Below are 19,876 nucleotides of genomic sequence, written 5' to 3'. Positions count from 1 at the left end.
ATGTCGTTCCACAAAGCTAAACCTTGGTTCCAACAATAACGGCGGTAATCACATAAATCATCGAGCGCTTTTTTCATCATTCGATTCGGGTATAGTTTTACCTTCTCTGTTCTTATCACCGATAGCGCCGCCTTTCCAATTGATTACGTTCGACGGTGTTTGACAATATTTGGATTAACTGTTTACTCCTCCTGCATTGCTTGGTGGAACCGAGCCTCGTCCCAAACGGTGATCCCGAGGTCCTGTGCCTTCGTCAGCTTGCTGCCGGCGGCCGTTCCCGCAATGACAATATCTGTTTTCTTTGATACGCTTCCGGTTACCTTGGCCCCGTGAGCCTCCAGCCATTGTTTGGCATCTCCACGGGTCATCTCTTCCAGCTTCCCGGTCAGAACCACCCGCCGGCCGTTCCACTCGCTTTCGGGCGTCGCCGTGATAGCGGGTCCCTGATAGCTGAAGTTGATACCCGCGTCCCGAAGCTCATCGATCAGCACCACCACCTGCGGATTAGCAAAGTAGGTGTGGACGCTCTCACCGATGATCGGGCCAATGCCATCGACCGCCGCGACCTCTTCGGCACTGGCCGTCATCAGGGTATCGAGGGTCCCAAAGTGGGCCATGATCTGCTGGGCAGCCTTGGCGCCGACGTGGCGAATGCCGAGCCCAAACAATAAGCGCTCGACAGAATTATTACGACTATTGTCGATTGATGTCAATAGGTTATTGGCGGATTTGTCCCCAAATTTATCTAATGTTAACAATTGATCGTAAGTTAGCCGGTACAGGTCAGCCACGTCATGGATCAATTTCTTGTCCCAGAGCTGCTGAATGATCTTCGGGCCTAGGCCATCGATGTTCATCGCATTCCGGGAAGCAAAGTGAGCCAGTCCCTCCTTGATCTGAGCCGGGCACATCGGGTTGATGCAGCGCAGGGCCACCTCATCGTCGAGGTGGACCAGGCCGGCGCCGCAGACGGGACACTTGCTTGGAACCTCATATTCCGTGCTGTCAGCGGGCCGCTTCTTGAGGTCGACCCGGGAAATCTCGGGGATGATGTCACCGGCCTTGTGCAGGTAGACGGTATCGCCGAGACGGATGTCCTTCTCTTTCAGGTAATCCGGGTTGTGCAACGAGGCCCGACTGACCGTGGTGCCGGCCAACTGAACCGGATCCATCACCGCGGTCGGCGTCACGTTGCCGGTCCGGCCGACCGTCCAGACAATGTCGCGAACCACGGTCGCCTGTTCCTCTGGCGGAAACTTGTAGGCGATCTCCCAGCGTGGCACCTTCACCGTGTTACCCAGTGCGTTCTCCGTGGCCAGGTCATTGACCTTCTCGACGATCCCGTCGATCCCATAGGACAGCTGGTCGCGCTTGGCGGTGTACTCGTCAATGTAGGCCGCGATTTCGTCCTCACTGTGGACCACCCGGTTGTTCGGATTGACGCTGAAACCGAGTTCCCGCATTCGGTCGAGGGCCCCCGCCTGGCTGGTGACACCGAGCTTCTGGTATTCCGGAACGTAGTACATGAAGGTTGCCAGGTCGCGCTTGGCCGTCACCTTAGGGTCAAGCTGGCGCAGGCTCCCCGCCGCGGCATTCCGGGGATTGGCGAAGACTGGCAGGCCCGCCGCCTCCCGTTCCTGGTTCAACTTTACAAAGGACGCCTTGGGCATGTAGCACTCACCACGAAACTCCAGACTGAGCGGTTCCGGCAGCTGGTGGGGGATCGACTTGATCGTCATCACGTTGGCGGTCACGTCCTCACCGATCGTCCCGTTGCCCCGGGTTGACCCCTGAACGAGCTTCCCGTTCTCATAGACGAGGGACAATGATAATCCATCGATCTTCAGTTCCAGGTTGTATTCCGGCTCCACCGTCACGTCGCTATTCTCCTGCTGGCGCCGGTTGAAGTCCATCAGTTCTTCCACCGAGAAGACATCCCCCATCGACAGCATCGGGATGTCGTGCTGCACCTTGGTCAGCTGGGTGGTCACTGCCCCACCGACCCGCTGGGTTGGTGAATCGGCCTGCTTCAGCTCGGGAAACTGAGCTTCCAGTTCCACCAGGCGTTGGTAGGCCCGGTCGTAGACGTAATCCTCAACACTGGGATTGTCCTGCTCGTAGTACTCCTTGCCCCACTGGGTGAGCTGCTTTCGTAATGGGACAATCTCTTCCTTGGCCGCCGCCAGACTGAGCTGGCTTACTGGTACTTGTTTATCCATCTTATGGCCTCACTTCTATCAATCAACTTTAGTAATTGGGGCAAAGGTGGCCAGGAGCCGCTTGACCCCCTGCTGTGGAAAGGCAATGTCCAGTTCCATGTCGTCACCCGTCCCACTGATCTTGACCACCGTTCCCTGGCCCCACTTCTTGTGCTGGACCTTATCGCCGGTCTTCCAGCTGACCTTGTCGGCCCCGGTGCCGGTGTTCGTCTGTGGCTTCGGCTTGACCTTGCGTCCGGCATCCCGGTAGTCGTGCCGGGACCGTGAAGACTGGGACGAGCGCTGGGACCGGTAAGTCGTCGCCGTGGCCGCACTTTTGGCAAACGGCACCTGCTTGTTATTCAGGCTGTCCCCTGACCCGCCGTTTTCAAACTCCAGCAGGTCGGGGTTGATTTCCTCCACGAAGCGGGACGGCTCGTTGCGTTGAATCCGACCGTACAGGAGCCGGGAGAAGGCATTCGTCAGGTAGAGCTTCTTTTTGGCCCGGGTGATGCCCACGTACGCCAAGCGCCGTTCCTCTTCCAGTTCGTCCGCTTCCTGGATCGCCCGGGAAAGGGGGAAGATTCCTTCTTCCATTCCCACTAAGAAGACGACCGGGAATTCCAGTCCCTTAGCCGCGTGCAGGGTCATCATGGTGACCGCTGGGGCCTGTTCATCAACGTCATCCTGGTCAGAAACCAAGGCCAGGTCAGCCAGGAAGTTGATAATCTTCTGCTTGTTATCGTCGGTTTCGTCCTGGTGCTGCTTATCGTATTCCTGGGTTACGGACTTAAATTCGTCCAGGTTCTCCCGCCGGGCCTGGGATTCCAGGCTATGGTCCTGATTGAGCATCTTGTTATAGCCGCTCAGTTCCAGGATCTGGTCGGTCAGGTCCGTCAGACTCAAGTACTCGGCCTGCTTGGTCAAGTTCTGCATCAGCTCGCCAAACTCGGCAATCTTGTTGCGGGTTCGGGTAGTGATCTGGTTGGCAATATCGACGTTCTCGGCGGCCTGGAGCAGGGACCAGCCGTTGTCGTTGGCGAACTCCCGCAGGTGCTCGACGCTGGTCATCCCGATCCCCCGCTTTGGGGTGTTGACAACCCGAGTAAAACTCATTGAGTCCTGGGGGTTGACGATCAGGGTCAGGTAGGCCAGGACATCCCGGATTTCCTTACGATCGTAGAACTTGTGGCCGCCGACCATCGTGTAGGGAATGCTGCTCTTCATGAAGGTTTCTTCAATCACCCGTGACTGGGCGTTGGTCCGGTAGAGGATCGCAAAGTCGTTATAGTGGTAACCGTGCTTTGCCCGTTCCTCCTTAATCTTGTCAACAATGAAGTAGGCCTCGTCATGTTCACTCTGGGCCCGGTAGTAAGAGATCTTATCCCCCTGGCCGTTCTCGGTCCACAGGTTCTTCTTTGGCCGCTTAACGTTGTGAACGATGACCTCGTTGGCCGCGTTTAGGATGGTCTGGGTGGACCGGTAATTCTGTTCCAGCATGACCGTCTTGGCCTGCGGGTAATCATGCTGAAAATCGAGGATGTTATTCATATTGGCTCCCCGCCAGCCATAGATACTCTGGTCGGCATCCCCGACGACGCAGAGGTTATGATAACCCTGCGCCAGCATATTGACCAAGCGGTACTGGGCATCGTTGGTGTCCTGGTACTCGTCAACATGGATGTAGTGGAACTTGTTCTGGTAGAACTCTAGGGTCTCAGGATCCTTTTCAAACAGTTCGATCGTCTTCATGATCAGGTCATCGAAGTCCAGCGCCTGGTTGGCCGCCAGTTCCTGCTGGTAAAGTTTATAGGCCCGGGCCACCATGTTCCGAAACATACTGTCCATGTTATCGTCGTCGGCCTGTTCACGGTACTCCTCAGGGGTCAGCAGGGCGTTCTTGGCGTTAGAGATCGCACTAAGGATGCTGCGGGGGTCGAACTTCTTCGTGTCGATGTCCAATTCGGCACAGATCCGCTTCATTAACGTCCGCTGCTCACTGGTATCGGCAATCGTGAAAGCCCGGTTGTAGCCGATCTTCTCGATATCACGCCGCAGGATCCGCACACACAAGGCGTGGAAAGTCGAAACCCAGACATCCTGAGCACTATCGCCGAGCAGCTTACCGACCCGCTCCTGCATTTCCTTGGCGGCCTTATTAGTGAAGGTGATCGCCAAAATGTTCCAGGGGAGGACCCCCTTCTCTTCAATCAGGTAGGCGACCCGGTGAGTCAGCACCCGGGTCTTTCCGGAGCCCGCCCCGGCCATTACCAGTAGTGGACCCTCGGTGGTCTGCACCGCCTCGGCCTGTTTGTCGTTCATTCCTTCTAAAAGCTCTTGACTGTTATTCACGCCGTTACCGTCCTCTCTTAAAAAATCATCGGCTAATATTATACCAAATAATCACCGTACTTGGGCCGAAACGCTCACCCAAATTCACCGTCATTCTTGTCCCAGCAGGACTGATCATGCTAAAATAATCTGTTTTGTAAATTTATGATACCTAAGGAGGAAGCTTGTGGATAAGTTATTTGAAAACACCTCAATCAAGCGCGCCTATTTCATCCTCGCCCTACCGGTGGTCATGAGTATGGCCGTCACGATCATCTACAACATGGTCGATACCTTCTTCGTCGCCAAGACCGGGAACCCGGACCTGGTCGCCGGGGTCTCCCAGGGGGCACCGATCTTCACCCTGATGATCGCCCTTGGGGACATCTTCGGCCTCGGCGGCAGCTCGGTGATCTCCCGGCTCTTCGGTGAACGGCGCGATCAGACCGCCCGCTACGTCAGCGGCTACTGCTTCTACGCTTCCATCGTCTGCGGGCTGGTCGTCACCGCCCTGATGTTCATCTTTCAGACTCCGATTCTCCACATGCTGGGGGCCTCACCGGCAACCTGGAAGTATGCCCGGGAGTACTACCTGGTAATCGCCGGTGGAGCCACCTTCATCATCTTCGGGCTGTCGCCTAATAACATCCTGCGGACCGAGGGGCTAGCGACCCAGGCAATGATCGCCAGCATCACGGGTACCGGGATCAACATCGTCTTAAACCCGATCTTCATCTTCACCTGTGGGCTGGGGGCGGCTGGTTCGGCCCTGGCCACTGTCGTCAGCAACGTCATCGCTGATGTCCTAATGGTCTACTACCTGAGAACGAAGAGCAAGAAGCTGACGACCTCGATCCATGAGACCAAAATCAGTGCTAAGCTCCAGCGTGAAATCTACGCGATCGGGATTCCGGCTTCGGTAACCAACATCATGGTGACCTTCGCTACCGCCCTCACCAATCGCTACCTGATCAGCTACGGAGCCAACAGCGTGGCCGCTATGGGAATCGCCATGAAGGTCAACACGGTGATCATCATGGTAATGGTCGGCTTTGCCTTCGGTGCCCAGCCGCTGATCGGCTATACTTATGGGGCCCGCGATGAGCACCGGTTCCGGGAAACACTGCGGTTCGACCTGAGCGTGGTCAGCGGCCTGGCCATCGTCTTGACCATCTTGATGATGATCTTAGCGCCAGAGATCATTCGGTTGTTCATGAACGACCCGGAAATCGTTCGGGAAGGCACCAGGATGCTTCGCTGGCTCGCCTCATCGACGACCATCACCGGGATCATCATGGTGCTCACCACTACCTTCCAGTCGATGGGCAAGGCTACCCCGGCCTTCTGGCTATCGTTTAGCCGGCAGGGCCTGATCTTCGCCGTCGCCATCGTGGTATTGAGCCACTTCTTTGGCTACACCGGGGTCCTGGCTGCCCAGGCCTGCGCCGACGTCCTCACCCTGGTCTTGGCCATTTTCCTCTACCGCAAATACCAACCACACTTTTAAAAATAACCAAAGAGCTCTTCATGCCGCGTAATGCGAAGCGTGAAGAGCTCTTTGGTTTTTATATTAATTATTTTGATCCGGACTGATCTGTTCCTTCCAGACCTCGGTGTCATCAACCTGGTTCTCCAGATCGACCAGGTTATTACTGCCCGTGACCCAGACAAAGCCGAGGATGCTCTGGTCATCCCCATCAGGATCATTGAAGAAGCGGAACTGCCAGTTATTCTTCAACAGCCACTGACGCTGAATAGCCAGCTGCTGATACTTGCGCACGACCATCAACAGGCCCACCTGCAACGGCTGAATCTGGTGAAGGGGCATCCCGACCGTGGCCCGGATTTGTTCCTCATACTGGTCAACGTTAGTGGTGGTGTCGTAGACATTGGCAATTGAGGTCAGGCCCAGCTCAATGTTCTTGACGTACAGGGTGCCAGTCTCGGTGACGTAGAAGTTCACCGAGAAGACGCCCTGGTACTGGAGCGAGCCCGCCACACTTTTCACGATTCGTTGCATCTCGTTTTGCAGGTCCTCGTTGACCTCAGCCGGTGCGGCAACCGAAACCAGCTGGCGGTCTTCCGTGAAGTGAAGCTTGGCCAGCGGGAATAACTCGGTAGCTTCGCCATCAGTCGCGGCCGTCATCGTGTACTCACTCGTATGGTCAATCCATGATTCAAGCAGGTAGGTCCCGGTCTCAATGAAGTCCGCCGCCCGTACAATGTCAGACTGGCGTTTGATGATCATTGACTGTTCACCAAGGCCGCGCTGGATCGGCTTCAACAAGGCCGGATAGCCAATCGAGTCGATCGACTGATAGACATCGTCTAGGCTGACCACCGTGACGTAGGGGGCGATGTTGATGTTGATCTGATCGAGGAAGGCCCGTTCCATCAACCGGTCCTGGATGATTTCCAGGCCGTTGATCCCCTGCGGAATAGCGGCGTACTGGTTCAGGTAGTGCAGGACCCGGGCATCGACGTTGGGCGTCTGGTAGATGATGGCGTCACAGGATTCACCAAACTGGGCCAGCTTGATCTTATCGTTATAGGCGCCAACGATGGTCTCGTCAGCCATCTTCGTGCTTGCCGGCTGGGCATGGTCCACGTACACGATGACGTTGAACCCGGCCTTCTTCGCTGCCGCAATCAGGGCACTGCCGTTCCGGTTAATGGCGATAATTCCCAGGGTACTTCCCGGATAAAAAGCATTCCTCTTCATTCTAAGGCTCCTTTCGTTACCTAGTCGGGCATAAATTCAATCTGGTTATCCTTGAGGGACTTGATCCGGGCCAATGACTCCAGGCGAATTCCCCGGTCGCGGAGTTCCTTAGCCCCGGGCTGGAAGCTCTTTTCGATCACGATTCCGGCGCCGGCAACTGCAACACCGGCCTGGTCAGCGATTTCCAGCATCCCTTCAACGGCCTGGCCATTTGCCAGGAAGTCATCAATCATCAGGACTTTATCATCTGGTGAAACGTACTTCTTAGAGATCGAGATCCGGTTGGTGGTCTTCTTGGTGTATGAGTAGACATCTGCCACATACATATTCTGGTTTAGCGTCAAGCTCTTGTGCTTACGGGCAAAGATCACCGGAACATTCATTGCCAACCCAGTCATCACAGCGGGTGCGATCCCAGATGATTCCACCGTCCAGATCTTGGTAACTCCTTGATCTGCAAAGATCTTGGCAAATTCCTGGCCTACGTGCAGCATCAGCTGTGGGTCAACCTGGTGGTTCAAAAAGGCATCAACCTTTAACACGTTGCCTGGCAGAACAGTTCCGTACTCTCTAATCTTTTCCTCTAGTTCACGCATCACTATACTCCCCTTTTATTGATTACTTATCATAATTATATAACTTATAGGTCTTAATTACCGAAATTAATTTTTGCGCGTAGTCCGGATCGGTGGCATATCCTGCTTCCTGCAGTGCCCGGGCCGCGTCCTGGTAGTTGCTAGCCTTGATCACCTGATCATAGTTCTGCTTATTGGTATCGGTCCCCGTCAGCATCAACTTGGTGTGGTCACGAATCGAGTCACTCCAGCTGTCGTAGACCCGGAACCGTCCCTTGGTCACGATCCACTTACCATTAATGTATTCCTTAGTGGTCAGCTCCCGAGAGTTCGGACCAGTCCCCTTGATTCCAAAGAGGTTGTGGTACTGGGACGCAAGCTTGCTCGTTCCCCACTGCGATTCTAGAATTGCCTGGGCAATTGTGATCGAGGCGTAGACGTGGTAAGTGTTTTGCATTGCCTGGGCCTCAGGGGCAACTTGCTTGATGAAGAGCTGCTTAGCCTGGCGATCACGCTCCTGAGCCTGTTGCTCGATCCGCTGCTGGTTCCAGATCCGATAGAAGTGGTGGCCGGCGTAGACCCCTAAAAAGATTACAATAATTGCTAAAATCCACACCGTCGTCTTCGTACCCGAACGGCGTTTTTTCGTTTTTCTTCGTTTTGCCAAAAGTGGGCCTCCTTTATCCTACTAGCTCTTAATTGTAGCAAACTAAACCCGCTTTGACGTTAAATTTTAAACAAAAATAAGAACTCGGCCGAATTCACTTCGGTCGAGTCCTCATCAAGAACATTTTTAGTGGAACTGCATCCCACCATCGACAATGATGGTCTGGCCAGTAATGTAGTTGGAGTCCGGGCCGGCCAAGAAGCCAACCGCGTTCGCAACGTCCTCTGGTTCAGAAAGCCGCTTTAAGGCGATGTTCTTGGAGAAGGTCTCCATCCCCCATTCATCGCTCTTGCCGGCGTTCTTACCAACCTGGTGAGCGATGTCGAACATCATTGGGGTCTTAACGATCCCTGGTGCGTAGGCGTTGACGGTAATCCCTTCTTCAGCCAGGTCGCGGGCAGCTACCTGGGTGATTCCCCGGATAGCGAATTTGGTGCCGGAGTACAGGGCCAAGTTCGGGTTACCCACAACCCCAGCCTGTGAGCTGGCGTTGATGATCTTGCCACCGTGTCCCAACTTCTTGAATGCCTGGTGGGCTGCCTGGATTCCCCAGAGGACCCCACCGACGTTAACCCCGTAAACCTTCTGGAACTGTTCCGGTGTGATCGTGTCGATCGGGGTGGTTGGGCCCAAGCCAGCATTGTTGACCATGACGTTGAGGTCGCCGAAGTGGTCAACCGTTTGGTCAACGGCTGCAAAAACGGCGTCCCGGTCGGAAACATCGGCCACGATTGGCAATGCTTCGCCACCCTTAGCCTCAAGTTCTTTAGCAGTTGCATCCAGTTTGTCCTTTTCCAGGGCAACGAGGGCAACTGCAAAACCGTCGTGAACGAGCCGTTCAGCAATGGCCTTACCGATTCCCTGACTACCACCAGTAACAATTGCGACTTTCTTAGCCATAAGAGATTACCCCCTTAGTTATCCAATTAACAATCAACATGTTCATTATAATGGAAACGCTATCAAACATAAAGGGCAATTATCAATTATTTAATATTTTTAGGAAAAATAAAAAAGCATTGACCAAAATAGCCAATGCTTTTAAATATTGAAGCGGTAATCGAATATTAACGCTTACTGAATTGAGCAGCCTTACGAGCCTTCTTCAGACCTGGCTTACGACGTTCCTTCATCCGAGGGTCACGAGTCAAAAGACCGGCCTTCTTCAGGGCGTCACGGAAGTCAGGGTCAACGCTGAGGAGTGCACGGGCGATACCGTGACGAACAGCGCCGGCTTGACCGGAGAATCCACCACCATTGATGTTAGCGATAACGTCGTATTGACCGTTAGTCTTAGTAACATCGAATGGTTGGTTTACGATAGCACGTAAGTTGGCAAATGGAATGTAGTCTTCAATTGCCTTGCCGTTCATCGTAATCTTGCCTGAACCTGGTACTAAGCGAACACGTGCGGTTGCGTCCTTACGCCGACCAGTACCACTGTATTGTACTTGTTGAGCCAATTCCATTCCCTCCTTAGATTAAGTTCGTAATGTCCAATGCTTCTGGCTTTTGTGCAGCATGACTGTGGTCTTCACCAGCGTAAACATGCAGCTTCAAGCCCATCTTGTGACCCAGGGAGTTGTGTGGAAGCATACCCTTGATAGCAGTTTCCAACAGCTTCTCTGGTTCCTTAGCACGGAAGTCACCGGCAGTCCGTTCCTTCAAACCACCAGGGTAGTTTGAGTGACGGTAGTACTTCTTTTGAGAAGCCTTCTTACCAGTTAACTTAACTTGCGCAGCGTTGATAACAATAACATTGTCACCAGTATCAACGTGTGGAGTAAATGTTGGCTTGTTCTTACCACGCAGGATTGATGCGACGACGGTGGCCAGACGACCCATTGGGACATCCTTAGCATCGACAACGTACCACTTGCGATCAACTTCACCAGGTTTTGCGATGTATGTCGTTCTCACGATTAAGTCCTCCAATTTTGTTTTTCTTTTACATATAATAGTGTACCGAGTTATTAGATGGAAAAGAAATACCAAGTGCTAGTATACCTTCTTCTGCCCCTGGCGTCAATTATTTTCCATAATCCACCGATACTAAATACAGGCCGCTGGCCGGAGCGGTCATCCGGGCCTGGGTCCGATCCTTGGCGGCCAAGACCCGCTTAACGTCGCTGACCGGCCGCTGGTTGCTACCGACTTCGAGCAAAAAGGCCACCATGATCCGAATCTGGTTGTAGAGGAAGCCATTCCCGGTAAACTCAAAGATCACTTCGTTGTCGTGTTCGTCGCGGTAGATCTTGATCTGCTCGACCCGCCGGACGTTGCTCTTGGCCTGACTGCCCGATGCCACGAAGGAGGTGAAGTCATGTTCGCCAATAAAATCCTTGGCGGCCGCCTTCATCTTTTCCATATCGAGGGGGTACTTGAAGTGGGCCGTGTAGTTACGCTTGAATGGATTGACGAATTCCCCTTGGTCGACCCGGTAGCGGTAGGTCTTCCGATGGGCACTGTAGCGGGCGTGAAAGTTGCCGTCGACTAGTTCCGCCTGCTTGACCAGGATGTCGAGGGGCAGGATGCTGTTTAAGGCCTTACGCATCGAGTCGTTGCTCAGGTGATACGGGATATCGAAGTGAGCCACCTGGTTTAAGGCGTGGACCCCGGCATCAGTCCGTCCCGAGCCGATCACGGAGATGGCCGGCGTCGGATGCTTGGCAATCTTGTTGACGGCGTTTTTCAAGACCTGCTCCACCGTCCGTTTGTGGGGCTGGATCTGAAAACCGGAAAAATTGGTGCCATCATAGGCAAAGGTAATTTTATAACGATACAAGGTTACAATAACCCTCCTCTGATCAAGAATAGGATGACGGTCAGCAGGACCATCAGGATAAAGGTGACGGTGTCAGCAACTTGCCAGTGCAGCTGCCGGAAGTGCGTCCGGGGGCTGTCGGGGTCGTATCCCCGGGCCTCCATGGCGGTCGCCAGGTCCTCTGCGCGCTTGAAAGAGTTGACAAACAAGGGAATCAGTACCGGAACCAGGTGGCGAACCCGCTTCACCAGGTTTCCCTGGTGGAAGTTCATCCCCCGGGACCGCTGGGCATTGGTGATCTTCCCCGCCTCGTCCATGATCGTGGGGATAAAGCGCAGGGCGATCGAAAGCATCAGGGTGATCTGGTTGACCGGCACGTGCAGGTACTTCAGCGGTCGCATGAACCAATCCAATCCATCCGCAATCCGCAAGGTCGGGGTCGTCGCCGTCAGGACCGTCGAGGCAGTGATGATGACCATGAACCGGTAGAAGATGATCAGGGAGTTCACCAGCCCGTCATGGGTAATCGACATGATCCCCCAATGCCAGTAGAGCTTTCCGCCGCTACTGAAGAGAATCTGGAAAACCACCGTAAAGATGATCACCCAGGCCAGTGGCCGCAATCCCTGCCAGTACTGCCGAAAGCTGACCTTGCTGAGCAGCATTGCCCCCAAGAGGGCCGCCAGCAGCCAGAGACCAGTTCCCCAGCTATTGGCAAAGAACACCAAGACGACGTACCAGACGCACATCAAGAGCTTCATCCGGGGGTCGAGACGGTGTAGAGGCGAGTCGAGCGGGACATAGCTCCCGAAGACAATCTTGTTATTCACCACGCTTCCCCCCTAACTTGGCCGCCAGTTGGTCCGCTAATGCATCAATGCTGAGTGCCGGGTTAATCTTTACCCCGGCGTCTCGCAACTGGTGCGACATGGCCACGGCTGCCGGAACGTTGAGGTGGTTGGCAGAGAGAAATGCCGGGTCGGCGAAAATCTCCTTTGGTGCGGCACTCTTCACCAGGTGCCCCTGGTTCATCACCACCACCTGATCAGCATAGCGGGCCACCTGGTCCATCTGGTGGGTAATCAATAGGATAGTAGTCCCAGCCGCATGAAGACGGGCAATGTTTTCGAGCAGCCGGTCCGTAGCCGCGGCGTCCAGGCCCGCAGTCGGCTCATCCAAGATCAGGATGGCCGGCTTCATGGCTAGGACCCCCGCGATGGCGACCCGCCGCATCTGGCCCCCCGATAGGGCAAAGGGCGACCGGTCAGCGAATTCTGGCGGCAGTCCCACCAGCTCCAGGGCCTCCTGTACGGCCGCCTGGATCCGATCAGCGCTCCAGCCCAGGTTGGTCGGCCCAAAGGCAATATCCTGGCCAACGGTCTCCGCAAAGAGTTGTTGCTCCGGAAACTGGAAGACGTAGCCGACATGGTGACGAAGCTTGGCAAGGTCCTCTGGCGACGATTGGGCATCCACCGTGGCCGCCCCCACCTGGATCTGCCCGCTGGTCGGCTTGCCAAGGCCGTCGATCAAGGAAACCAGGGTCGACTTGCCACTCCCGGTATGGCCAACGATCCCGACAAAGCTACCGGAAGGAATCCGTAGGCTCACGTCATCCAGGGCGGGCCGGGCATTTTGCACCGAATAGTTAAAATTAACATTCTTAATCACAATTTCTGGCATAACCATTCCACCATTTCTTTTTCTGTGAAGTACCGGGCCGGCACCGCAACTCCCCGGTCAGCCAGGGCTTGGCGCAGGGCCTGCCCAGCCGGTACGCCGACGCCGATGCGTTGCAGGAGTTTCACGTCCTGCAGAACCGTGGCCGCAGGACCCTGACGAATGACACGCCCCTGATCCAGGACCACCACCCGGTCAGCGATCGCCATCTCAGCTGGGTCATGGGTAATCGAGATGATCGTATATTTTTGCTGGGTCCGCAGACGCTGGAGCAGACTAAGGACCAACTGGCGTCCAGCCGGGTCCAGCATGCTGGTCGCCTCGTCTAAGATGATGATTTGCGGCTCCAGGGCCAGAATGCCGGCAATCGCCACCCGTTGTTTCTGCCCCCCAGACAGCATCGTCGGTTCCGCATCGGCTAGTTCGGCCATATCCACGGCTGCCAGGGATTGCTGAATCCGGGGTTGCATCTCAACCGGCGGGACCTGTCGATTCTCCAGTCCAAAGGCTACGTCATCGGCAACGGTCGCCCCCACAAACTGGTTGTCGGGATTCTGAAAGACAATCCCCACCTGCTGGTGCATCCGGGTCATGTTCTCTTCGGTCACTGGCAAGTTGCCAACGGTAATCTGCCCCTGCTGCGGCACCAGGAGGCCATCGATCAACCGGGCCAGGGTGCTCTTGCCGCTCCCGTTGTGCCCGATGATCGTCGTCCACTCTCCCTGGGGAAAGCTGAGGCTGACATCATCGAGAATGGCCTGCTTGGTATTCGGGTATTGAAATCGAATGTTGGTCAGTGTGACTGCATCCACTCCGCATCCTCCTCGCATAGTTAATAGTATTATTTTAACAGTGAACTGGCATCTCCAAAAGTCATTTAAACTAAAAAATCACTTACCACCGGGGTGCGCGGGGTTTCCGCATTCGAGCTAGACTAGGGAGTATTCCCACCATCGTAACGCTCTATACCACCGATGATAGTGATTCTTTATTACGTATTTAGTTATTGGTCGACAAGATTAGTCAACGAATTCCAAAATAACCATTGGTGCGCCGTCACCACGACGAGGCATCGTCTTCAGAATCCGCGTGTAACCACCTTGACGGTCAGCATACTTTGGAGCAAGTTCTTCAAACAGGTGTTGAAGAGCAGATTGAATCCGAATGTTGTCGCCGTCTTCCTTAACGTCAGCAACGACGTTACGGATGTAGGCAGCAGCCTTACGCCGGGATGCAAGATCACCATGCTTAGCAAGCGTGATCATCTTATCAGCAGTCTTACGAACTTCCTTGGCCCGTGCTTCGGTAGTGGTAATTTGACCATTAACAATTAAATCAGTAGTTAAATCACGTAATAAAGCTTTACGTTGTGAACTTGTACGTCCTAATTTACGGTAACTCATGAAGTGGTTCCCTCCTTTGCAATTGGTGTTAATTAATCATCTTGGCGGAATGAAACACCGAGATCATTTAACTTAAGCTTAATTTCTTCTAATGACTTCTGTCCTAAGTTCCGAACCTTCATCATGTCCGAAACCGTCCGATCAGTCAATTCCTTAACGGTGTTGATGCCGGCACGCTTGAGGCAGTTGTATGACCGTACAGAAAGGTCAAGTTCCTCAATCGTCATTTCAAGCATCTTTTCCTTGTGGGTTTCTTCCTTTTCAACCATCACTTGGGCATTTTGTGCTTCTTCAGTAAGATCCACAAACATTGCCAGGTGTTCAGTCAAAATCTTGGCCCCCAGGCTAACCGCTTCGGTTGGTGTTAATGAACCGTCAGTCCAAACATCCAAAGTTAACTTATCGTAGTCGTTGCGTTGACCAACCCGTGCATTTTCGACAGTGTAGTTTACACGTTCAATTGGGGTATAGATGGAGTCAATTGGTAATACACCGATGGCAAGATCTTCCATCCGGGCCTTATTATCATTAGCAGAAAGGTAACCGCGACCCTTATCAGCTGTCATCTTAATGTGTAATTCCGCACCATCAGCAACAGTTGCAATGTGCAGGTCTGGGTTCAAGACAGTAACTTCACCATCACCCTGAATATCTGCAGCAGTTACTTCAGCAGGTCCCTTAACATCAAGCTCAAGATCTTTTTGATCTTCGGAGTTGATCTTCAAGGAAACCTTCTTAAGATTTAAGATAATTTGGGTTACATCTTCAGTGACACCCTCAACGGTGCTGAATTCATGTAAGACCCCATTAATTTGCATACTGGTAATAGCTGCACCCGGAAGTGAAGCCAGCAGTACACGTCTTAATGAATTACCAAGAGTAGTTCCATAACCGCGTTCAAGTGGTTCTACAACAAACTTGCCGTAGTTATCAGTCTCTTCAACTTTGTGAATGTTTGGCTTTTCAAATTCGATCATTCTATCCCTGTACCCCTTTCAAAACGTGGTTCGCATTTGAGACGAAAAGGCAATCGCTGGCAAATACCAACAATGTCAATTAAACACGACGACGCTTTGGAGGACGAGAACCATTATGTGGAACTGGAGTTACGTCACGAATAGCAGTAACTTCCAAACCAGTTGCTTGAAGAGCACGGATAGCAGATTCACGACCAGAACCTGGACCCTTAACTTCAACTTCAACGGTCTTCATACCGTGTTCCATTGCTTGCTTAGCAGCAGCTTCTGATGCCATTTGTGCAGCGAATGGGGTTGACTTACGACTACCCTTGAAGCCTAAAACACCAGCAGATGACCAAGCAACAGCGTTACCTTGAACATCAGTGATCATGATCAAAGTGTTGTTGAATGTTGAGTGAATGTGGGCAACACCAGTTTCAACATTCTTCTTTGCACGACGCTTACGCGTACCTTTTTTGGTTGCCATATCTAGTACTAACCTCCTTTTTTAATAAAATCTAATTACTTCTTCTTGTTTGCGATGGTAACGGCCTTACCCTTACGAGTCCGGGCGTTGTTCTTCGTGTGTTGACCACGAACAGGCAAACCGCGACGGTGACGCATACCACGGTATGAACCAATTTCTTGGAGCCGCTTGATGTTCATAGAAACTTCACGACGCAAGTCACCTTCCACTTGGATTTGGTCGACTTGTGCACGAATCTTTTCTTCTTGGTCTGGAGTCAGATCACGAACACGAATGTCTTCTGAAACACCGGCATTTTCAAGGATCTTCTTTGCACGAGAATCACCAATACCGTAAATATAAGTTAAGCCGATTACGATACGCTTGTCACGAGGTAAATCGACACCTGCAATACGAGCCATTTATTGCACCTCCGTTCTTAATTAATTTTATTACTTACCTTGACGCTGTTTGTGCTTAGGGTTAGCAGAGCAGATAACCATAACACGTCCATGACGCTTAACGATCTTGCAGTGCTCGCACATCCGCTTGACTGATGGTCTTACTTTCATTATTAAATCCTCCTAGAGAGTTCCTGTTAACTACTACTTAAACCGGAACGTGATCCGACCCTTAGTCAGATCATAAGGGGACATTTCAACCTTAACCCGGTCACCAGGTAAGATCTTGATGTAGTGCATCCGAATCTTACCGGAAACGTGGGCCAAGATCTCAGCTCCATTTTCCAGTTCAACTTTAAACATCGCATTAGGCAAAGTCTCGGTAACTTTACCTTCTACTTCAATCACATCGGCTTTTGCCACGGAATGGTTCCTCCTTGCCTAATCAAGAAAATTACGTAAAAACGGTGGAAAGCATATGAACTTCCCACTGTCAGCTAGATAAACCTTGCCTAGTTTAGCATAACTAACCATACTTCGCAAGGCATATCCCTAATTAAAGGTTATCAAGCACTTTCTTGACGTCGTCATAAACCTTGTCGATGTCCTGTTGACCATCGATCGTGTGCAAAACGCCTTGCTTTTGGTAGTAATCTACCAGTGGTGTATTCAATTTGATGTTAACATCAAGACGATTCTTAACCGTTGCCGGCTTGTCATCGTCACGTTGGTAGAATTCGTGGCCGCCACAAACATCACAAGTTCCTTCGACCTTAGTCGGGTTGTAGATCTTGTGGTAAGTTGCACCACAGTTGCGACAGATGAACCGGCCACTCAGACGTTCAACCAATACATCCGGTTCAACGTGGATGTTGATGACTGCATCTAAGTGACGGTCACTCTCAGCTAACATCTTATCCAAAGCAGCTGCTTGGTTAAGATTACGAGGAAAACCATCAAGCATGAAGCCGTTCTTGGTGTCGTCTTGAGCTAACCGTTCCTTAACGATACCATTAGTGACTTCGTCCGGAACAAGTTCACCCTTATCGATGTACTTCTTAGCTTCGAGCCCCATCGGCGTCTCATTTTTGATCGCCGCCCGGAAAATATCACCGGTTGAGATGTGAGGAATATCGAAGTCTTCCACAATCTTCTGAGCTTGGGTACCCTTACCAGCACCAGGCAAACCCATTAAAACAAGATTCATACTCATTTACCATTTCCTCCTTCGGGTTCACGAATAAATCCAATGTATTCGCGTTTCATTGTTAAACCGTTTAATTGCCGAACCAGATCCAATGCAATTTGGACAATGATCAGTAAACTAGTACCACCAAGACCGATCGATTGGCTGAGGTTCCAAACATTACTTGCAACCAATGGGATCAATGAAATCAGTCCCAAGAACAGTGAACCAACCGTGCTCAAACGCATTAACAGTGCCGAAACATAATCCTGCGTTCCCTTTCCAGGACGAACACCTGAAATATAACTGCCTTGCTTCTGCAAGTTTTCGGCAAGCTTTTCGGGATTAACCTGAACAAAGGCGTAGAAAAAGGTAAAGACAACAATCAGCAGAATGTAGAGGGTAATCCCTGGACCAGACTGCATGTTAAAGATCGTTGACAAAACTTGATACCAGGTATCTCCACCATGATTCTGCTGGAACGCCATCAAGATCGTCTGTGGCGTCGAGATAAAGGATCCGGCGAAGATAACTGGAATAACTCCAGAGACGTTAATCTTTAATGGTAGATAACTACTTGATGGTGAAGTGGTTGTCCGACGAGTATATTGAATTGGCAGCCGCCGCTCGGCTTGTTGAACCCAAGTGACAAATGCCACAATAACAATTAATGCAATAACTACTAAGGCGATGAAGCCGATCCCCATCCAAAGTGCGGAACCGGATTCACCAGCAATTTGATCATCCCAGAGTTGCCGAATTCCACCCGGCATCTGTGCAACAATCCCGGCAAAGATGATCACGGAAACCCCATTACCGAGGCCGCGTTCCGTGATCATATCACCCATCCAAGTAGCAAACATTGTACCAGCGGTTAAAATCAACCCGATGGTCAGGTATGTCTGAACCCCGGGGTGATCAACCAAGTGGATTGAACTCAAGGCGTTAAACCCGGCCGTAATCCCGATTGACTGGATAAAGCCCAGTACAATCGTCAGCCACCGAGTTGCTTGATTCAATTTTCGCCGTCCAACTTCACCCTGCTTACTCCATTCAACAAACCGCGGGACAATGTCCATCTGCAGCAGTTGAACAACAATTTGAGCAGTGATGTAAGGAGAAACCCCCATTGCGAACAATGAGTAGTTCTCCAGGCCACCACCACTAAATGTATTGAGGATCGATGCTAACCCGGTCGAGGAAATCTCCTGCAATGCAGCAGCGTTAACTCCAGGAACAGTGATAGCCGCCCCAATTCGGTAAACAATCAATACGAACAAGGTAAACAGGATCTTCTTACGAATATCCTTAACCTTGAGCGCATTCTTGACGGCTTTGAACAAATTACATCACCTCAGTTTTACCGCCGGCAGCTTCAATAGCTGAAACTGCAGAAGCGGAAAACTTGTTAGCCTTAACAGTTAACTTCTTCTCAAGCTTACCACTACCAAGAACCTTGATACCGCTCTTCAAGTTCTTGACTAAGCCACTTTCCATCAAAACTTGTGGAGTAACTTCAGTACCGTCATCAAACTTGTTCAATGCAGTCAAGTTAACAATAGCGTATTCCTTGCGGTTAATGTTGGTGAAACCACGCTTTGGAATTTGCCGGTAGAGTGGCATTTGGCCCCCTTCAAAGCCCAGACGAGTCTTACCATGAGCCTTTTGACCCTTCGTACCACGTCCGGAAGTAAAACCATGACCAGATGAAAGGCCACGACCCTTACGAAGACGCTTTGAACGAGAACCTTCTGCAGGCTTCAATTCATTTAACTTCATTTAGTAGGCACCTCCTTATTATTTAATTGTAATTACTTAACTTCTTCGATTGAAACTAAGTGTGCAACCTTGAAAATTTGACCACGTGTTGCAGCGTTGTCTGGCAGGATGTTAGAACTGCCGATCTTGCCCAGGCCCAATGCCTTAACGGTCTTACGTTGGGTTGGTTCGCGGTGGGCAACACTGTGGATTAAGGTAACTTTAACTTTAGCCATAATTAGTGCCCTCCTTATTCTGCCAAGTGGTCAACTGAAACGCCACGAAGCTTGGCAACTTCTTCAGCACTCTTCAATTGCTTCAAACCTTCAAACGTTGCACGAACAACGTTAACAGGAGTGTTGGAACCAAGACGCTTGGAAGTAACATCAGCGACACCAGCGAGGTCCATAACGTTACGTACCGCACCACCGGCAGCAACCCCGGAACCTTCAACGGCTGGCTTCAACATGATCTTTCCACCGCCGTATACACCGATAACTTCGTGTGGAATGGTCGTACCAACGATTGGCACAGTAATCAAGTTCTTTTCAGCAGCGGCTTGAGCCTTCCGGATAGCTTCTGGAACTTCTTGAGCCTTACCAGTACCGAAACCAACGTGACCCTTACGATCACCAACGATTACTAAGGCAGCAAACCGCATCCGGCGACCACCCTTAACAACCTTGGTAATCCGGTTGATGGCAACAACTTGATCGTCTAAGTCCAACTTTGCTGGATCAATGAATTCTGATGATGTCATTGCAGGTTA

25 protein-coding genes are annotated in these 19,876 nt (G+C 51.9%); 1 reads left to right on the top strand and 24 read right to left on the bottom strand.

The window, feature by feature from the left end:
- The 3 genes from ACI31J_RS01810 to pcrA all read right to left on the bottom strand — a co-directional run.
- Positions 1 to 119: helix-turn-helix domain-containing protein (locus ACI31J_RS01810; RefSeq protein WP_439772746.1), on the bottom strand; the 119-nt coding region annotated here is incomplete at its 3' end.
- Positions 120 to 182: 63 nt separating this feature from the next.
- Complete coding sequence (gene ligA / locus ACI31J_RS01805) at positions 183 to 2,219, bottom strand: NAD-dependent DNA ligase LigA (RefSeq protein ID WP_439772744.1); 2,037 nt, start codon at positions 2,217 to 2,219, stop codon at positions 183 to 185.
- 18 nt (positions 2,220 to 2,237) lie between these two features.
- Positions 2,238 to 4,550 carry a DNA helicase PcrA gene (gene pcrA, locus ACI31J_RS01800; protein WP_439772743.1) on the bottom strand — a complete coding sequence of 771 codons (2,313 nt, stop codon included), beginning with the start codon at positions 4,548 to 4,550 and terminating at the stop codon, positions 2,238 to 2,240.
- Positions 4,551 to 4,716: 166 nt separating this feature from the next.
- Between pcrA and ACI31J_RS01795 the strand changes: the two genes are divergently transcribed.
- Positions 4,717 to 6,036, top strand: a complete 1,320-nt coding sequence (locus ACI31J_RS01795; protein ID WP_439772742.1) for an MATE family efflux transporter — start codon at positions 4,717 to 4,719, stop codon at positions 6,034 to 6,036.
- A 63-nt stretch (positions 6,037 to 6,099) separates the two neighbouring features.
- Here the strand turns inward: ACI31J_RS01795 and ACI31J_RS01790 are convergent, their stop codons facing one another.
- The 21 genes from ACI31J_RS01790 to rpsE form a co-directional block, all read right to left on the bottom strand.
- Complete coding sequence (locus ACI31J_RS01790; RefSeq protein ID WP_439772741.1) at positions 6,100 to 7,251, bottom strand: ATP-grasp domain-containing protein; 1,152 nt, start codon at positions 7,249 to 7,251, stop codon at positions 6,100 to 6,102.
- A 20-nt stretch (positions 7,252 to 7,271) separates the two neighbouring features.
- Positions 7,272 to 7,847, bottom strand: a complete 576-nt coding sequence (locus tag ACI31J_RS01785; RefSeq protein WP_439772740.1) for a xanthine phosphoribosyltransferase — start codon at positions 7,845 to 7,847, stop codon at positions 7,272 to 7,274.
- 22 nt (positions 7,848 to 7,869) lie between these two features.
- A complete protein-coding gene (locus tag ACI31J_RS01780; RefSeq protein WP_439772739.1) occupies positions 7,870 to 8,493 on the bottom strand; it encodes a glycoside hydrolase family 73 protein in 624 nt (207 codons plus the stop codon).
- 126 nt (positions 8,494 to 8,619) lie between these two features.
- Positions 8,620 to 9,393, bottom strand: a complete 774-nt coding sequence (locus ACI31J_RS01775; protein WP_439772738.1) for a (S)-acetoin forming diacetyl reductase — start codon at positions 9,391 to 9,393, stop codon at positions 8,620 to 8,622.
- Positions 9,394 to 9,560: 167 nt separating this feature from the next.
- Positions 9,561 to 9,962, bottom strand: a complete 402-nt coding sequence (gene rpsI, locus ACI31J_RS01770; RefSeq protein ID WP_104688581.1) for a 30S ribosomal protein S9 — start codon at positions 9,960 to 9,962, stop codon at positions 9,561 to 9,563.
- A gap of 7 nt (positions 9,963 to 9,969) precedes the next feature.
- Positions 9,970 to 10,413, bottom strand: coding sequence for a 50S ribosomal protein L13 (gene rplM / locus ACI31J_RS01765; RefSeq protein ID WP_057805798.1), 444 nt, complete (start codon positions 10,411 to 10,413; stop codon positions 9,970 to 9,972).
- A 109-nt stretch (positions 10,414 to 10,522) separates the two neighbouring features.
- A complete protein-coding gene (gene truA, locus ACI31J_RS01760; protein ID WP_439772737.1) occupies positions 10,523 to 11,278 on the bottom strand; it encodes a tRNA pseudouridine(38-40) synthase TruA in 756 nt (251 codons plus the stop codon).
- A 2-nt stretch (positions 11,279 to 11,280) separates the two neighbouring features.
- Positions 11,281 to 12,087 (bottom strand): energy-coupling factor transporter transmembrane component T family protein, encoded by an 807-nt coding sequence (locus tag ACI31J_RS01755; protein ID WP_439772736.1) that lies wholly within the window; start codon positions 12,085 to 12,087, stop codon positions 11,281 to 11,283.
- Entirely contained in the window at positions 12,080 to 12,943 is an 864-nt protein-coding gene (locus ACI31J_RS01750; protein ID WP_439772735.1) for an energy-coupling factor transporter ATPase, read from the bottom strand. Before ACI31J_RS01750 ends, ACI31J_RS01755 begins: the two co-directional genes overlap by 8 nt.
- A complete protein-coding gene (locus tag ACI31J_RS01745) occupies positions 12,922 to 13,746 on the bottom strand; it encodes an energy-coupling factor transporter ATPase (protein WP_439772734.1) in 825 nt (274 codons plus the stop codon). The genes ACI31J_RS01750 and ACI31J_RS01745 overlap by 22 nt, the downstream gene beginning before the upstream one ends.
- A 207-nt stretch (positions 13,747 to 13,953) precedes the next feature.
- The gene (gene rplQ, locus ACI31J_RS01740) at positions 13,954 to 14,337 is read right to left on the bottom strand and encodes a 50S ribosomal protein L17 (protein WP_283593101.1); all 384 of its coding nucleotides are present in this window, start codon (positions 14,335 to 14,337) and stop codon (positions 13,954 to 13,956) included.
- A gap of 32 nt (positions 14,338 to 14,369) precedes the next feature.
- Entirely contained in the window at positions 14,370 to 15,314 is a 945-nt protein-coding gene (locus ACI31J_RS01735) for a DNA-directed RNA polymerase subunit alpha (RefSeq protein ID WP_439772733.1), read from the bottom strand.
- A 79-nt stretch (positions 15,315 to 15,393) separates the two neighbouring features.
- A complete protein-coding gene (gene rpsK, locus ACI31J_RS01730; RefSeq protein WP_003716676.1) occupies positions 15,394 to 15,783 on the bottom strand; it encodes a 30S ribosomal protein S11 in 390 nt (129 codons plus the stop codon).
- Positions 15,784 to 15,818: 35 nt separating this feature from the next.
- The gene (gene rpsM / locus ACI31J_RS01725; protein WP_057805809.1) at positions 15,819 to 16,184 is read right to left on the bottom strand and encodes a 30S ribosomal protein S13; all 366 of its coding nucleotides are present in this window, start codon (positions 16,182 to 16,184) and stop codon (positions 15,819 to 15,821) included.
- A gap of 30 nt (positions 16,185 to 16,214) precedes the next feature.
- Positions 16,215 to 16,334 (bottom strand): 50S ribosomal protein L36, encoded by a 120-nt coding sequence (rpmJ, locus tag ACI31J_RS01720; protein ID WP_003714521.1) that lies wholly within the window; start codon positions 16,332 to 16,334, stop codon positions 16,215 to 16,217.
- Positions 16,335 to 16,367: 33 nt separating this feature from the next.
- Positions 16,368 to 16,586, bottom strand: a complete 219-nt coding sequence (gene infA, locus ACI31J_RS01715) for a translation initiation factor IF-1 (RefSeq protein ID WP_003664537.1) — start codon at positions 16,584 to 16,586, stop codon at positions 16,368 to 16,370.
- Positions 16,587 to 16,719: 133 nt separating this feature from the next.
- A complete protein-coding gene (locus tag ACI31J_RS01710) occupies positions 16,720 to 17,376 on the bottom strand; it encodes an adenylate kinase (RefSeq protein WP_439772732.1) in 657 nt (218 codons plus the stop codon).
- On the bottom strand, positions 17,373 to 18,692 hold the full coding sequence (gene secY, locus ACI31J_RS01705) for a preprotein translocase subunit SecY (RefSeq protein ID WP_439772731.1): 1,320 nt from the start codon (positions 18,690 to 18,692) through the stop codon (positions 17,373 to 17,375). The genes ACI31J_RS01710 and secY overlap by 4 nt, the downstream gene beginning before the upstream one ends.
- A gap of 1 nt (position 18,693) precedes the next feature.
- The gene (rplO, locus tag ACI31J_RS01700; protein WP_439772730.1) at positions 18,694 to 19,128 is read right to left on the bottom strand and encodes a 50S ribosomal protein L15; all 435 of its coding nucleotides are present in this window, start codon (positions 19,126 to 19,128) and stop codon (positions 18,694 to 18,696) included.
- A 32-nt stretch (positions 19,129 to 19,160) separates the two neighbouring features.
- The gene (rpmD, locus tag ACI31J_RS01695; protein WP_047767366.1) at positions 19,161 to 19,343 is read right to left on the bottom strand and encodes a 50S ribosomal protein L30; all 183 of its coding nucleotides are present in this window, start codon (positions 19,341 to 19,343) and stop codon (positions 19,161 to 19,163) included.
- A 14-nt stretch (positions 19,344 to 19,357) separates the two neighbouring features.
- On the bottom strand, positions 19,358 to 19,867 hold the full coding sequence (gene rpsE, locus ACI31J_RS01690; RefSeq protein ID WP_104688574.1) for a 30S ribosomal protein S5: 510 nt from the start codon (positions 19,865 to 19,867) through the stop codon (positions 19,358 to 19,360).
- Positions 19,868 to 19,876 lie beyond the last annotated feature (9 nt).

The sequence above is a fragment of the Limosilactobacillus sp. genome, from assembly GCF_051873075.1.
In the GTDB taxonomy this organism is placed as follows: domain Bacteria; phylum Bacillota; class Bacilli; order Lactobacillales; family Lactobacillaceae; genus Limosilactobacillus.
Note: the sequence above shows the minus strand (reverse complement) of the source record. Positions and strands in the feature narration are given on the sequence as shown.

Bases quoted from the DNA above. Each gene is read 5' to 3' on its own strand.
- ligA (WP_439772744.1), bottom strand. From the start codon at position 2,219: ATGGATAAACAAGTACCAGTAAGCCAGCTCAGTCTGGCGGCGGCCAAG.
- ACI31J_RS01790 (WP_439772741.1), bottom strand. From the start codon at position 7,251: ATGAAGAGGAATGCTTTTTATCCGGGAAGTACCCTGGGAATTATCGCC.
- ACI31J_RS01785 (WP_439772740.1), bottom strand. From the start codon at position 7,847: ATGCGTGAACTAGAGGAAAAGATTAGAGAGTACGGAACTGTTCTGCCA.
- ACI31J_RS01775 (WP_439772738.1), bottom strand. From the start codon at position 9,393: ATGGCTAAGAAAGTCGCAATTGTTACTGGTGGTAGTCAGGGAATCGGT.
- rpsI (WP_104688581.1), bottom strand. From the start codon at position 9,962: ATGGAATTGGCTCAACAAGTACAATACAGTGGTACTGGTCGGCGTAAG.
- ACI31J_RS01750 (WP_439772735.1), bottom strand. From the start codon at position 12,943: ATGGTTATGCCAGAAATTGTGATTAAGAATGTTAATTTTAACTATTCG.
- rplQ (WP_283593101.1), bottom strand. From the start codon at position 14,337: ATGAGTTACCGTAAATTAGGACGTACAAGTTCACAACGTAAAGCTTTA.
- ACI31J_RS01735 (WP_439772733.1), bottom strand. From the start codon at position 15,314: ATGATCGAATTTGAAAAGCCAAACATTCACAAAGTTGAAGAGACTGAT.
- rpsK (WP_003716676.1), bottom strand. From the start codon at position 15,783: ATGGCAACCAAAAAAGGTACGCGTAAGCGTCGTGCAAAGAAGAATGTT.
- rpsM (WP_057805809.1), bottom strand. From the start codon at position 16,184: ATGGCTCGTATTGCAGGTGTCGATTTACCTCGTGACAAGCGTATCGTA.
- rpmJ (WP_003714521.1), bottom strand. From the start codon at position 16,334: ATGAAAGTAAGACCATCAGTCAAGCGGATGTGCGAGCACTGCAAGATC.
- ACI31J_RS01710 (WP_439772732.1), bottom strand. From the start codon at position 17,376: ATGAGTATGAATCTTGTTTTAATGGGTTTGCCTGGTGCTGGTAAGGGT.
- rplO (WP_439772730.1), bottom strand. From the start codon at position 19,128: ATGAAGTTAAATGAATTGAAGCCTGCAGAAGGTTCTCGTTCAAAGCGT.
- rpmD (WP_047767366.1), bottom strand. From the start codon at position 19,343: ATGGCTAAAGTTAAAGTTACCTTAATCCACAGTGTTGCCCACCGCGAA.
- rpsE (WP_104688574.1), bottom strand. From the start codon at position 19,867: ATGACATCATCAGAATTCATTGATCCAGCAAAGTTGGACTTAGACGAT.